Origin of the sequence: Phyllobacterium sp. YR620 (assembly GCF_900104165.1) — a bacterium.
Taxonomy (GTDB): Bacteria; Pseudomonadota; Alphaproteobacteria; order Rhizobiales; family Rhizobiaceae; genus Phyllobacterium; species Phyllobacterium pellucidum.
Genome location: NZ_FNJP01000005.1, coordinates 112393 through 124813, shown reverse-complemented (window position 1 = coordinate 124813; position 12421 = coordinate 112393). Strand labels below are relative to the sequence as shown.

Annotated in this window: 12 protein-coding genes; 7 read left to right on the top strand and 5 right to left on the bottom strand. The window is 55.7% G+C overall.

Annotation, left to right across the window (positions count from 1 at the left end):
- Nucleotides 1-61: 61 nt before the first annotated feature.
- Nucleotides 62-559, top strand: coding sequence for a CAP domain-containing protein (locus tag BLR72_RS16850; RefSeq protein WP_091950485.1), 498 nt, complete (start codon nt 62-64; stop codon nt 557-559).
- A 104-nt stretch (nt 560-663) separates the two neighbouring features.
- Nucleotides 664-2019, top strand: coding sequence for an MATE family efflux transporter (locus BLR72_RS16845; protein WP_091950483.1), 1356 nt, complete (start codon nt 664-666; stop codon nt 2017-2019).
- A 246-nt stretch (nt 2020-2265) separates the two neighbouring features.
- Here BLR72_RS16845 and BLR72_RS16840 read toward each other — a convergent pair whose 3' ends face one another.
- Nucleotides 2266-2574 carry a barstar family protein gene (locus BLR72_RS16840; RefSeq protein ID WP_175492386.1) on the bottom strand — a complete coding sequence of 103 codons (309 nt, stop codon included), beginning with the start codon at nt 2572-2574 and terminating at the stop codon, nt 2266-2268.
- 594 nt (nt 2575-3168) lie between these two features.
- Here BLR72_RS16840 and BLR72_RS16830 point away from each other — a divergent pair.
- Both BLR72_RS16830 and BLR72_RS16825 read left to right on the top strand, forming a co-directional pair.
- The gene (locus BLR72_RS16830; RefSeq protein ID WP_139202549.1) at nt 3169-3750 is read left to right on the top strand and encodes a hypothetical protein; all 582 of its coding nucleotides are present in this window, start codon (nt 3169-3171) and stop codon (nt 3748-3750) included.
- Between the two features lie 356 nt (nt 3751-4106).
- Nucleotides 4107-4343 (top strand): ArdC-like ssDNA-binding domain-containing protein, encoded by a 237-nt coding sequence (locus tag BLR72_RS16825; RefSeq protein ID WP_091950475.1) that lies wholly within the window; start codon nt 4107-4109, stop codon nt 4341-4343.
- Here BLR72_RS16825 and BLR72_RS16820 read toward each other — a convergent pair.
- Together BLR72_RS16820 and BLR72_RS16815 are read right to left on the bottom strand one after the other, a co-directional pair.
- Nucleotides 4340-5428, bottom strand: coding sequence for a quinone-dependent dihydroorotate dehydrogenase (locus BLR72_RS16820; RefSeq protein WP_091950473.1), 1089 nt, complete (start codon nt 5426-5428; stop codon nt 4340-4342). The two genes, BLR72_RS16825 and BLR72_RS16820, sit on opposite strands and share 4 nt — an antisense overlap.
- Nucleotides 5425-5769, bottom strand: coding sequence for a DUF952 domain-containing protein (locus BLR72_RS16815; RefSeq protein WP_091950471.1), 345 nt, complete (start codon nt 5767-5769; stop codon nt 5425-5427). The genes BLR72_RS16820 and BLR72_RS16815 overlap by 4 nt, the downstream gene beginning before the upstream one ends.
- A gap of 133 nt (nt 5770-5902) precedes the next feature.
- Here BLR72_RS16815 and BLR72_RS16810 point away from each other — a divergent pair, with 133 nt between their 5' ends.
- Nucleotides 5903-6343 (top strand): hypothetical protein, encoded by a 441-nt coding sequence (locus BLR72_RS16810; RefSeq protein WP_091950469.1) that lies wholly within the window; start codon nt 5903-5905, stop codon nt 6341-6343.
- A 117-nt stretch (nt 6344-6460) separates the two neighbouring features.
- Nucleotides 6461-6904: a VOC family protein gene (locus BLR72_RS16805; protein ID WP_091950467.1), complete on the top strand. Its 444-nt coding sequence runs from the start codon at nt 6461-6463 to the stop codon at nt 6902-6904.
- A 35-nt stretch (nt 6905-6939) separates the two neighbouring features.
- Here BLR72_RS16805 and pip read toward each other — a convergent pair whose 3' ends face one another.
- A complete protein-coding gene (gene pip / locus BLR72_RS16800; RefSeq protein ID WP_091950465.1) occupies nt 6940-7890 on the bottom strand; it encodes a prolyl aminopeptidase in 951 nt (316 codons plus the stop codon).
- A gap of 219 nt (nt 7891-8109) precedes the next feature.
- Here pip and BLR72_RS16795 point away from each other — a divergent pair, with 219 nt between their 5' ends.
- The gene (locus tag BLR72_RS16795) at nt 8110-8769 is read left to right on the top strand and encodes a response regulator transcription factor (protein WP_091919797.1); all 660 of its coding nucleotides are present in this window, start codon (nt 8110-8112) and stop codon (nt 8767-8769) included.
- Between the two features lie 8 nt (nt 8770-8777).
- Here BLR72_RS16795 and BLR72_RS16790 read toward each other — a convergent pair whose 3' ends face one another.
- A complete protein-coding gene (locus BLR72_RS16790) occupies nt 8778-12251 on the bottom strand; it encodes a hybrid sensor histidine kinase/response regulator (RefSeq protein ID WP_091950463.1) in 3474 nt (1157 codons plus the stop codon).
- Between the last annotated feature and the right edge of the window lie 170 nt (nt 12252-12421).

The following is a 12421-nucleotide window of genomic DNA, read 5'->3' as shown; positions in this document are numbered from 1 at the left end:
TCGGGGCGCGAAGGAGCCACATTTCACCGATATCGGCTAAACCCGTCGTGAGGAAAGCTCCATGGAAGAAACAAAATTGCTAATGCCGCGTCGTCATTTTCTCGGCCTTGCCGCCGGCGTTGCGCTCCTGCCGCTTGCCGCATGCCAATCGACGCCACCGCAACCGCGGTTGACCGGCAAGCGCGCGGGCGTTTCGGCTTCAGGCAGCGCCAATCTGCGGGCAATACGGTCGTCAAGGGGGCTCGGTCCGCTTGCTCCGTCGTCGGCATTGGAGCAGGCGGCCTTGCAGCAGGCGGGCTATATGGCGAGCGCCGGACGCATGAGCCACACGACGAGCTGGAACCGGGACTTTGCTTCGCGCATCCGCGGCGCGGGCATTCACGGTCCCGCTGCGGAAAATATCGCCAGGGGCCGGATGGATATGGACCAGGTCTTTGCGCAGTGGATGAACTCACCGCCGCACCGTCGCAATATGCTCGACCCGCAATTCAGCCATTTCGGACTTGCCTACGCTGAATCTGGTGCAGAAAGGTATTGGGCGCTGGTCCTTGGCGTGTAGTCCCTGGGTGCTGGAATGCATCATCCTTGATATGACTGGTAAACGCAGCGAACCAGTGGCATAGAGCTTGGACAGCCTTTCAGGCTTGCAATCTCGGTGCCTTCATGAATATCGATGTGCCTTCGTCTGCCGGTTCAAAGGTCGTCCGCCCCTTCGAGGTGACGAACCGGCTGATGCTTGCAATAACGATTCCGGTCATGCTCGCATCGCTGACGACGCCGCTGCTCGGCCTCGTCGATACTGCTGTCATTGGCCAGGTCGGCAATCCGCATCTGCTTGGCGGCCTTGCCATTGGCGCCCTGGTCTTCGACTTCCTGTTCTCGACGATGAACTTTCTGCGCGCTGGCACGACAGGTCTTGTTGCGCAGGCCATGGGCCGCCACGACGATGTCGAGCAGCAGGCGGTATTCTGGCGTGCTCTCGGCATTGCCGTTGTCGCCGGCTTGATCTTCATCGCGGCCACCCCGCTGATCCTGCAGGCGACCGTCAGCTTCATGAATCCCGATCCGGCTGTCAGCGAGGCCATGTCGACCTATGTGTCGATCCGTCTCCTTTCGTCGCCCATGGCACTCGGCAACTTCGTCGTATTGGGACTGCTGCTCGGGCAGGGCAAGGCCATGCAGGGCCTTTATCTGCAATTGCTGCTGAATGGCGTCAATGTCGTGATGACCATCTGGCTCGGTCTTATCATGGGTTGGGGCGTCACGGGCATCGCCTGGGGGACGGTTCTTGGCGAGACGTCGGCGTTGATCGTCGGCCTTTCGATGATCTACATGCAGTTCCGAAGCATTGCCAATCCATCGCGCAAACGCGTTCTGGATGCGCATGAAATCCGTCGCATGTTCGCGGTCAATCGCGACATCATGCTGCGCTCGTTCTTCCTGCTGATCGCCTACGCCTATTTCACCCGGGCGGGCACCCAGGCGGGTGCGGTGACGCTGGCGACCAATGCGGTGCTGATGAACTTCCTTCTGATTTCAGGCTATCTGATCGACGGCGTCACCACCGCTGCCGAACAAATCTCCGGTCGTGCTGTCGGCGCGAATTACCGACCCGCCTTCGACCGGGGCGTAAAGCTCTCATTCCTGTGGGGAATGATCCTTGCATCGGTCATGGCACTCTTTTTCCTGATCTTTGGCGACAGTATCGTCGCCTTCCTGATCAAGTCCGAAGAGGTTCAATCGATGGCCGCGATCTATATGCCCTGGGCCGCCCTTGCGCCCGTCACCGGCCTTCTCGCCTTCCACATGGACGGCGTCTTCATCGGGGCGACCTGGTCGCGCGATATGCGCAATATGATGATACTGTCACTCGCGGGCTATTTTGCCGCCTACTACGTCTTGCCGATGTACCTCGGCAATCACGGCCTCTGGCTGGCGCTCCACCTTTTCCTTGGCCTGCGCGGCATCTCGCTTCTGTCGATCCTGCCGAGCCGGGCGCGCCTGCAATTTGCCGAGTAAGATAGAAATAGCGACACGCTCTAGTGGAATTTTCGCTTCTCGATCGAGAACGATTCAACGCAAAGCATTCAGATACAACCACTATCGGCAAGAGATGCCCGAAGCCGATGCAAACATTGTGCTGGCCTATATGGAAAGCAGTTTGACGTTGCTGGAGTTTGTGAGCCCCAAACATGATACATTTGAACGAGATGCTGCGAGGGGCATACTATAGCATGCAATCGATATAACAATGAGTGATGGCCACTATGTCCTGAATGGAACATCGAGGGAATTCTCCAGAAAATAAAGCCTCACGTTAAATGTGTGCTTCGTTCTCTCCTGATGCTCAAACATCATTAGAATATAAACTGCTATATCATAAAAAACGGTTCTATCCACAGAATTGTAGTTCAATATATTTACTGTAATATTGCCAGTGACTTTCATCAAACAATTAAAAAATGATTCTTCGTCTTGTCCATAACAATCTGGAAATCCCAATGCAGATGAAATAACTTCATGAAAATCAGGTACGCTTTCTATAATATGAAAATTAACATCAACGACTGTCACCTCTCTCCTCCTTCGATTTACCAAATTGCAGTCACTCTACGCGCAGGCTATTGTATAGGATGCAAGATTGTCCCAGAACGAATCTTGATTGGCCGACCTATAAAATATGTCAACCAGAAACGATATATATATGTGTTATTCTTACTTACTTATGTTCTGGCAAGTCATTACCAAAATAAAGATGTATTCTAAATTGACGATTTGTTTTCTCTTGATACTCAAACATCAATAAAATATAAAAGGCGATGTGATCGCGGGTAACCTTGTCGATTGAGTCATAGTTAAATATATTGACCATGGTATCATCTAATATATCTGTCAAACAATCCCAGAACGCATTGATATTTCGTCCATAATAATACGGAAACTTCAGCGACGTCGATATAATGTCCTCAAAGTCCGAGAGACTTTTTACGTTCCTAAAATCTATTTCGATGACTGTCATGGCTTGCCGACTGTGCAGGGACAATGTGGGAGCGATTTGGCCTTTTGGTCAATAGAGGAGTTCAGCCTTCGACTTGGTAGCACATGCGATAGATAGGATGAATGTGCAGAGCTTGAAAAAGTGGTCCAACGAATGGAGAAAACGATAAAATGTTGCGCATTCTTTCCGTCACATGCTTGCTTCTTTCATCAGTGGCTGCAATGGCCTCATCAACGACCGATGAATTCCGAAACGCCAGAATGCAGGTCTTTTCGGTACCTTTTGGGTCTTTAGCTATGGACAATTGGTCATATCGAAATCATCGAAAATTGATGCAGCTTATCGAAGGATCATGGATTTCATTGGAAGACGGCGATCTGAGTGATGACGCAGAAATTGCGGCTAAATGTAACAAAGACTCGCTGACTTTTGCGAAAATCTCAGATTTTTCTTTTTCTAGAACCAGGACGCACCCAGAAACGGAACTGGAAGGCAAAATTAAAGACGTTTACATTTATAGATCTGGAATATCTTATAACATTCGCGTTGATATTGAAAATACGATCGCCTTTTATGACGATCACTTCAAGAAAGAAGCACAAAACTCCAAGCGCGAAGATTTTACTATCTACGAGGAAATGCTTCTAAAAAAAGCAAATAGGCAATCGACTATAATGATGTTGTCGTCCAATGTTTTCGTCGAAGTGAATTCCGACACGGGATATCCGATGTTATTTGGCCGCTGCCTTTGATCACCCGCGGTTTGACACATCCCCTCGCCCCGCCCTTTGGCGGCCGGGCGGCAAGTGCTCGCCGCAATACCGCTCCAGTCCATATCGCTTTTCAAATCCGAATGAACCCCACGATCTACAACAGGGATGCATGCAATAGTGCTCGACGATGGCTGCAGGGGCTTTGTCCACGGTGCGGGTGGCCAGGCCTTGCTCGATCTTCTGCCACGGCTACTGTTTCCTCGGAATGCGTTCGACACGGCCGCTGCGAAGATCCTCGACCAGGACGACATATCGCTCCCGGATTGTCCAGCCTCATCGATCTGGTGCGCTGATCGTGGCGCCATTCCTGCGGATCGCGCTTGCCGACCTCGTGGATGAAAGCGCAGGAACGCGGCTTCACCGCGCGCCGCTGGATGACCTACAAGCAAGCGGAAGAACTCGGTGCGCAAGTGCGCAAGGGCTCTAAATCCGTCCAGATCGTGCACTTCAATTTCAAGGAGACCGAGGCAGAAAACGCCAAAGGCGAAACCGTCGCTTGCCGTATTCCCATGATCAAGACCTATTGCGTTTTCAACGCCGACGAGATCGCAGGATTGCCGGAGCAATATTAGGCCGGCAGAGGTTCGCCTGCCCATTCATTGACGTCGCAATCGCGCAGTGCCGCGATGGTGGTGATACGGTCACGCTTCAATCTTGCCGAAAGGTCCTTGACGATGTCCCCGGCAAGTCCTGGTCCCGCATAAATCATGCTCGTATAAAGCTGAACGAGATCCGCGCCGGCACGTATTTTCGCAATCGCAGTCGCCGCGCTGTCAACACCGCCAACGCCGATCAACGGCAAATCGGACCCGACGCGCTGGCGCATCTTGGCAAGGACGATCGTCGAGCGATTGAACAGTGGAGCGCCAGAAAGGCCTCCAGTCTCGCGCGCATTCTTCGTCCCTTCGAGGCCGCTTCGCGACAGCGTAGTATTCGAAATTATCAAGCCGTCGAGTGGATGAAGCGCGATCTCGGCGGCGATATCGTCGAGGCTCGCCTCTGGAAGATCGGGCGCGATCTTCAGAAAGACCGGTCGGTGCACGCCCTTTTGCGCGTCGCGCGCTTCGAGCACCTTGCCAAGCAATTCGCGCAAGCTTTCGCGCGCCTGCAGATCGCGCAGTCCCGGCGTGTTCGGCGAAGAGATGTTGACGGTGAAATAGCTGGCGACTGACTGAAACTTGCGGATCCCGGCAACGTAGTCGGCGATCCGGTCCGTCGAATCCTTGTTGGCGCCTATGTTCACGCCGACAATGCCGGCATGCTTGCGCCGTTCGGTAAGCCGCTGGAAAGCCGGGTCGTGGCCCTCATTGTTGAATCCGAGGCGATTTATCACCGCGCGGTCTTCGATAAGGCGGAAAATCCGCGGCTTGGGATTGCCGGATTGCGGCAGGGGGGTCAGCGTTCCGACCTCGGCGAACCCGAATCCGAGCTTCAACAGGGCGTCCGGCACTTCGGCATTCTTGTCATAGCCTGCCGCCATGCCGAGAGGATTGGGAAAGCTGAGACCTGCCACGGTGACCCGCAGCGCTGGATCGATCAATGGCGCGCAACCGGGGACGATGCCGCTTTTCAAAGCTTTGATCGAAAGCCCGTGAGCATCTTCCGGATCGAAAGAGAACAGGACCTTCCTGCCGATCGCCTGGAACAGCCTGTTCATTGTTGCATCTCCGGAAATTGATGCCCATCAGGCCCGAGGGGCAGGGGCTTTACCCATTCGACCGCCTCGAGCGGCAGCGATGCATAAAGGTGCGGAAAGAGATCGCCTCCGCGCGAAACCTCGTATTTGAGCGCATCGCCCAGCCGGTCGGTCGCAACCGCAATGAGCAGAAGGTCGTCCTGGCCGGCGAAATGCTTGGTCGCGGTCTCCACGGCCTGGGCGGCTGTCGAGAAATGAATGAAACCGTCCGCATGATCGATGGGCGCGCCGTCAAAGACACCCTTTGCTTCGGCGGCCTGCCAAAGGGTGCGCGGCGCAATCTTGTATATCAGGTGAGTCATGGAAATTCTTAGTAGTCGCAAAACCCGTCCGCGCAAAGTCCGGAGTCGAACGTTTGAGCGAATTCTGTGCCTGGTTCAGATTTTCGGCGTATTATTGCAATAGGTTTGCAGCATGCAAACATGGAGGTCCGTCATGGCACCCTTTCGCACGATGCTTATTGTTCTTGCACTCGCTCCGCTGGTCGGCCAGCCGGCCCGTGCCGAGGAGAGCCCGGGCTATACGCTGGAGAAGACTGCCGACGGCTTCGTGCGCATGAACAACAAGACGGGTGAGATGTCGATCTGCCAGCAGCAATCGGCACAACTCGTTTGCAAGGTCGCTGCGGAGGAACGTACGGCCTATGAGGAGGACATAGCCGATTTGAAGGGCCGGGTCGCCAAACTCGAGGATACAGTGGCCGCCATGGGCAAGATTCCGCCGATCGTGCGCGACGCGCTGCCTTCAGACGAGCAGTTCGAAAAGAGCCTCGGCTACATGGAAAAATTCATGCGCCGTTTCATGGGTATCGCCAAGGAGTTCGGCTACAGCCCCGAAGAGAACAAGCCAGCGCCCGACACCTTGGAGAAAACCTGAATCATCCTGACAACCATCTGTCAGGAGTGGCGGGTTTCTGGCAGGGGGCCGTTCTTGATATGTTCAAGCTTTTGTCGGACACTGCCCGCTCACAACTATTCTTCCGGGAGCGATGAGATGACTGCAGTGCCAACACTGATTGGAGAGGTATCGATCAGGCTCTTTGTACGTCATGGGGACCAGCAGAAGGCGCTCGATTTCTATGAGAACGTCTTCGGCGCCAAAATTGTCGGACGGCCTTATCTGCACAATGGCGAACTTATCGCTGCGGAAATCCGCATGGGCGCATCGTTCCTCATGATCGTCGGTGCCAACCCGAAGCGCGATGCCGACGCATCGCTCGGCGGTCCGCGCTCGGTCCATGCCATCGGAGCGACGCCGGTCATGCTCGATATTCATGTCGACGATGTGGACCGCGTGCTGCACCACGCCCTCGCAGAGGGTGGCAGGATACGCAACGCCGCCGAAACGCTCGATGGCGGTGATCGGGCGGGCGTGCTGGTTGATCCGTTCGGGCATTTGTGGGTGCTGAAATCGCGGCAGAAGCACCTTGCCGCCTGAAGTGCCGGCCCCATGGCGGGGCCGGCCGTCATTTTCTAGCTAGCAAACCGCTTCGTCGCGTGGATGAGTTCGTGGACGATGCCGGGCTCGCTGACGGCATGGCCTGCATCCTCGACAATACGCAAATCCGCTTCCGGCCAGACCTTTTTCAGGTGCCAGGCGTTGAGCAGCGGCGTGCACATGTCATAGCGCCCATGCACGATGACGCCCGGAATATCGCGGATCAGATGTGCGTTGCGCAGCAAATGGTCGTCCGTTTCGAAAAAGCCGCGATTCTGGAAATAGTGGCATTCGATACGGGCGAAAGCGATGGCAAAATGATCGTTGGAAAACGCCTCTTCACGCGCAGGATCCGGAAGCAGCGATAGCGCCGATCCCTCCCAGCGCGCCCATAGTTTGGCTGCCTGCAATTGGACGGCCGGGTCGGCATCGGTCAGGCGCCGGTAGTAGGCTGCGATCATGTCATCGCGCTCGTCTTCCGGTATATGCGCCTGGTAGGCCTCGAAACGATCGGGATAAATTATGCTCGCGCCGTTCGAATAGAACCATTCGATCTCGAAACGGCGGATCATGAAGATACCGCGCAAAATCAATTCGCTGACGCGGTCCGGATGTGTCTGGGCGTAGGCGAGCCCGAGCGTCGAGCCCCACGAACCGCCGAAGACCTGCCATTTGTCGATGTTGAAATGATTGCGTATCTTCTCCATGTCGGCAACGAGATCCCATGTCGTGTTCTCGTTGAGCTCCGCATGCGGGGTCGATTTTCCGCAGCCGCGCTGGTCAAACAGAATGATGCGATATCTTTCCGGATCATGCAGGCGGCGCATCGTCGGATTGATGCCGCCACCGGGTCCGCCGTGTACCATGATCACCGGTTTGCCATTCGGATTCCCGCATTCCTCCACATGAATCGTGTGAAGCTCGGAGACCTGCAGCATTTCCTCCGATGTCGGTTGAAGTTCTGGATAAAGAATGTTTGTGATCATGCGTCCCACTTTCAAGAATTTCATCCCCACGGCAAATAATTGCGCGGGAATGCGGTTTTGCCAAGGCATTTCAACCGGATCGCCTCACCTAGGCGGATAACAAAACTTTGGCGTGTACCGAATTGCTCTTGATATATCAGTCGTTTCAGATTTAGTCGTTAGCATTACGGCTTTTGGATTAAGACTGCTGCAATTTCAGCAACAAGGATTTTTTAAATCATGAACTACCGATTTCTTATTGTGGATGATCACCCCCTCTTCAGGGGAGCCTTGCGGTTGGCGCTTACTTCGCCAAGAAACAACACCGAGATTATTGAAGCTGGCGATATCGAGACTGCAAAATCTCTTATCCAGGAAGAAGCCGATCTTGATCTTCTTCTGCTTGACCTTTCGTTGAACGGTGTCGGTGGGCTCACCGGCTTTGTCGCGCTGCGCTCCCTGCAGGCATCGCTTCCGATCGCCATCATCTCGGCGACCGACGATCCGGTTACCATCCGGGCGGCCCTCGAACTCGGCGCATCGGGCTTCATTTCCAAGTCGTCGGGGCCGGACGTTATCAAGGAAGCAGTGCAGACGATCCTTGACGGGGGTATCTGGTCGCCGCTGGCCGATGGTGACGACGACGTGCTTGATCCGGAGATGATCGAACTTATTCGCTGCATCCGCAAACTTACGCCGCAGCAGGCCCGTGTATTGAGCATGATGGCTGATGGCATGCTCAACAAGCAGATCGCCCATGAACTGAACGTTTCGGAAGCGACGATCAAGGCGCACGTCTCCGCCGTTCTCTACAAGCTCGGCGTCGAGAGCCGCACGCAAGCCGTCATCCGGCTGGCACGCTTCAAAGAAGAGTCGATGCCCAGCCAGTCTCTTATGTAATCAAGTCGTTATTCCGCTGCGATTGCCTGGCGGAAATGCGAAAGCAACGCCCGCAGCGCTGCGGGTCGGACAGGCTTTTGGATGACGGCGATGTCCTCGGCGTTGGCTTGATCGCGGGTGGCATTCGAGCGATCTGCCGTAACCAGTGCCGCCGGTATATGGCGCTGGAAGTGTTCGCGTGTGTAGGCGACCATTTCTAGTCCGTTTTCATCGCCCAGATTGTAGTCCGCCAAAATGACGTCGGGAACGCGTGGATTGTCCTGGCAATAGGCTTTCAGCGCCTCGCCGCTATCCAGCATGACGACATAACAACCCCATGTTGCCAGCAATTCCTGCATGCCGGCAAGCGAGTGCGGGTTGTCATCGATGCACAGCACGGACAATCCCGACAGGGGTGCCGCAGGCCGAATGGTCCGGACATTTTCCGCAGCCGGAGGCGCGGCCGCCTTCGAGACCGGAATTGTCACCGAGAACATCGATCCCTTGTTCGGCGTCGATTGCACTTGCACGGAAAGGTCGAGGATTTTCGCGATGCGCTCGACGATGGAAAGCCCGAGGCCAAGCCCGTCCGAAATCTTCATGCCTTCGGCGAGGCGGGAAAACTCGCGGAATATGTTTTCGAGTTGCGACTTGGGAATGCCGATGCCGGTGTCGAACACCTGCAGTTCAATCCTGTCGCCGCGCCGACGGGCGCCGACAAGCACCTTGCCGCTGCGACAATATTTGATCGCATTCGAGACAAGGTTCTGAACGAGGCGGCGCAGAAGATTGCGGTCGGTCGCCACGACCACCGAACTCATGACCACGTCCAGCGTCAGGCCCCGTGCATGCGCCGTCGGCGAAAAATCGCGGACGATCTGTTCAAGCAAAGAATCAAGGCGGAAGACGGATACAACCGGTTTGAGCGCGCCCGTATCCAGGCGCGAAATGTCGAGCAGGGCGTTGATGATGACCTCCACTGCCTCAAGCGACGAGTCGACATTGCTGACGAGTTGCTTTTCGCGCGAATTGCCGAGGCGCTCCATCAGCGAGGAAGAATACAGCCGCGCCGCGTTCAAGGGCTGGAGAATGTCGTGGCCGGCATCGGCAAGGAAACGCGTCTTGCTGATATTGGCTTCTTCGGCCCGTTGCTGTGCCTTGGCGAGTTGCTGGTTGGCGAGCGTGAGCTCATTCGTGCGGTTGCGAACACGCTGTTCCAGAGACTCATTTGTCTGCCGCAACAGATGGTCGGCATTTACCGCTTGTGTGACATCCGTCAACGTCGTGACGATGCCGCCGTCCGGAATGGAGTTCGAGCGGATTTCGATTGTTTGGCCGGTATCCGTCAGCGTGATGCGCCACGGCGCCGTCGATTTTGCAAGATCGTTGAGGAGCGCCGTGTCGGCGGCGCTTCCGAGATCGCCGCGCTCGTAGAGATAATGAACGATGCTGCGAAACGGGGTGCCCATGCGCTGCAGGTCCCTTGGCAGATTGAGCAATATACGGAACTGGGCGTTCCAGCAGCTCAGCCGATATTGCGGGTCGAACACGCAAATCCCCTGATCCATCTGATCGAGCGCCGTTTGCAGCAGATATCGGTTTTGTGCCAGTGCATCGGTTGCATGCTCGAGGAGGATCTGGGCGCGGCGTTGTGCGGGACCTGTCGGCCCCATGGCGAGCGACAGGATCATGCGGGCCGAGGGCGAGCCGACAATGCCGGAGAGCAGTTGTTCGGCGAAATGTACCGTCTTGAAATCTGCTCCATCCTCGTCGTCGAGCAGAATGCCCTCCCGCTTGTGAAAGGACACGAAAGCCAATTCAGCTTGCTCATTGCCGATATATCTTGAGACAGTCGCCTTGAGCTGCCCGACGGTGATGGAGGGCTGAAGTGTTCCGACCGGCGTCGACAGCGGGGCTTTATCCGTGATGAATACCGAAGCCTGAATGCGCTCAAGCGGCGTGGCGCTGCGCGATAGTGAGCCGGCGATATAGCAAACGATATTGGCGGCAAGGCTGAAGAAAAGGCCTTGCACGTAGCTTGCCGCCTCGACGCCGAAAAGCGCCTGCGGCTTGAGCGCTGCAATCCCAAGCGGACCGTCGGTCAAGAGCGCGGAGCCTGGATCGATCAGCGTCGGGATGACCATCGTATAAAGCCAGACGCTGAATCCCGCGATCATGCCCCAGTTTGCGCCGCGCGCTGTGCCCCGGCGCCAAATGAGGGCCCCCACGAATGGTGGCACCAGCTGGATGACCGCGACGGCCGAGATCAGCGCGAGTTCGGAAAAGTCCATCTTCCAGGATACGAAATACTGATAGGCCCAGGCTATCCCGAGAATGGCGACGAGGGACCAGCGCCTGATCCGGGGAATGACCTTGGTATAGTCCTTTAGCTCGGCTGGATTGCTGGCAGCCGGGCGCAACAGCAGCGGCAGCATCAAATCGTTTGTGATCATGATCGACAGTAATATCGATGGCGCAATGATCATCGTCGTTGCAGCCGGAACGCCACCAAGAAACGCAATCCCGGCGAGCATCTTCTGCCCGGCAACGATCGGCACGCAAATGAAGTAAAAGTCCGAAGCAGCCTCGGGCGGCAGGGAAATCGTCCCGGCCACGGCAATGGGGATGACAAAGACGCCGCCGATCAGCAAGAGGAGCGGTGTGAACCAGCGCGCAAGACGCATTTCTCCGCCACCCCGGTGCTCGACGATCGTCAGATAGAACTGGTTGGGTAAAAGCAGCACCGTCGATGCGCCGATCAGCATTAGGGCAAAAAGGTTGGCAACGGAAATGCCGGTGGTGAGAAGCGGAATGTCCTGCTTCTGGGCCATCGCCTTTGCGAAGAGTTCCGCGGGTGATCCGAACAGGAACGTCGCGGTAGCAATGCCGACAAGCAGGAAGACGCAGAGCTTGATCGTGGTAGCTACGGCAACCGCCTTGATGAAACCATCGTAGCGGTCCTTCTGCTGCGGACCGCGAGCGGCCACGAAAACGGTGTAGACGGCGATCCCAAGCTGGACCAGGGCAATGATCATGTGGTGGTGATCTGCGCCTTCGTTCATATGGTTGGAATAAATATCGATCATCTGGTGGATCGCGGCAAACTGCAACGCAATGTATGGGATGAGCCCGATCGTCGTGATCCCAGTAACCAGCGCTGCGACGGAAAAGCTCTTGCCGTACCGTGCGCCGACAAAATCGGAAATCGATTTGATGCCTTCCGATTTGGCGAGCTGGCTCACTTTGCCGAGAACTGGAAATCCCAACGTGAACATGAGACCAATGCCGAGGAAGAGCCCGACAAATTCGATCCCGTTCTTGGCGGCGTAACTGGCGCTGCCGTAGTAGAGCCAGGACGTGCCGCTTGCAGCAAGGCAGATCGAGTAGACAAAGGGCCGCGGCAGACGAAAGCGGCTGGGAAGCCGGTTCGCGCGCCTTACCACGATCGACTGGAACGCGAGGTAAAGCACAATGATAAGGACTGCAATATACAAGCCCGACATGGGCTTCACCTTCCGTTACTTTGCTTCGGCACGCTCCGCGTTCAGGCATTTTCGGCTTGCCCGCCGATTGCCCAGGCCGTTAATACTGGTAGAAGAAATCGAACGCTCTATCAATAATTTCAAAACTTCTGTTACAGTTTTCAGGTTATGGCAAATGCGATGACCGTTGG

What these genes read in the sequence shown, in the direction of transcription:
- BLR72_RS16810 (WP_091950469.1), top strand. Translation starts at nt 5,903, where the DNA reads ATGGCACCCTTTCGCACGATGCTTATTGTTCTTGCACTCGCTCCGCTG.
- BLR72_RS16850 (WP_091950485.1), top strand. Translation starts at nt 62, where the DNA reads ATGGAAGAAACAAAATTGCTAATGCCGCGTCGTCATTTTCTCGGCCTT.
- pip (WP_091950465.1), bottom strand. Translation starts at nt 7,890, where the DNA reads ATGATCACAAACATTCTTTATCCAGAACTTCAACCGACATCGGAGGAA.
- BLR72_RS16790 (WP_091950463.1), bottom strand. Translation starts at nt 12,251, where the DNA reads ATGTCGGGCTTGTATATTGCAGTCCTTATCATTGTGCTTTACCTCGCG.
- BLR72_RS16830 (WP_139202549.1), top strand. Translation starts at nt 3,169, where the DNA reads ATGTTGCGCATTCTTTCCGTCACATGCTTGCTTCTTTCATCAGTGGCT.
- BLR72_RS16795 (WP_091919797.1), top strand. Translation starts at nt 8,110, where the DNA reads ATGAACTACCGATTTCTTATTGTGGATGATCACCCCCTCTTCAGGGGA.
- BLR72_RS16815 (WP_091950471.1), bottom strand. Translation starts at nt 5,769, where the DNA reads ATGACTCACCTGATATACAAGATTGCGCCGCGCACCCTTTGGCAGGCC.
- BLR72_RS16845 (WP_091950483.1), top strand. Translation starts at nt 664, where the DNA reads ATGAATATCGATGTGCCTTCGTCTGCCGGTTCAAAGGTCGTCCGCCCC.
- BLR72_RS16820 (WP_091950473.1), bottom strand. Translation starts at nt 5,428, where the DNA reads ATGAACAGGCTGTTCCAGGCGATCGGCAGGAAGGTCCTGTTCTCTTTC.
- BLR72_RS16805 (WP_091950467.1), top strand. Translation starts at nt 6,461, where the DNA reads ATGACTGCAGTGCCAACACTGATTGGAGAGGTATCGATCAGGCTCTTT.
- BLR72_RS16825 (WP_091950475.1), top strand. Translation starts at nt 4,107, where the DNA reads ATGAAAGCGCAGGAACGCGGCTTCACCGCGCGCCGCTGGATGACCTAC.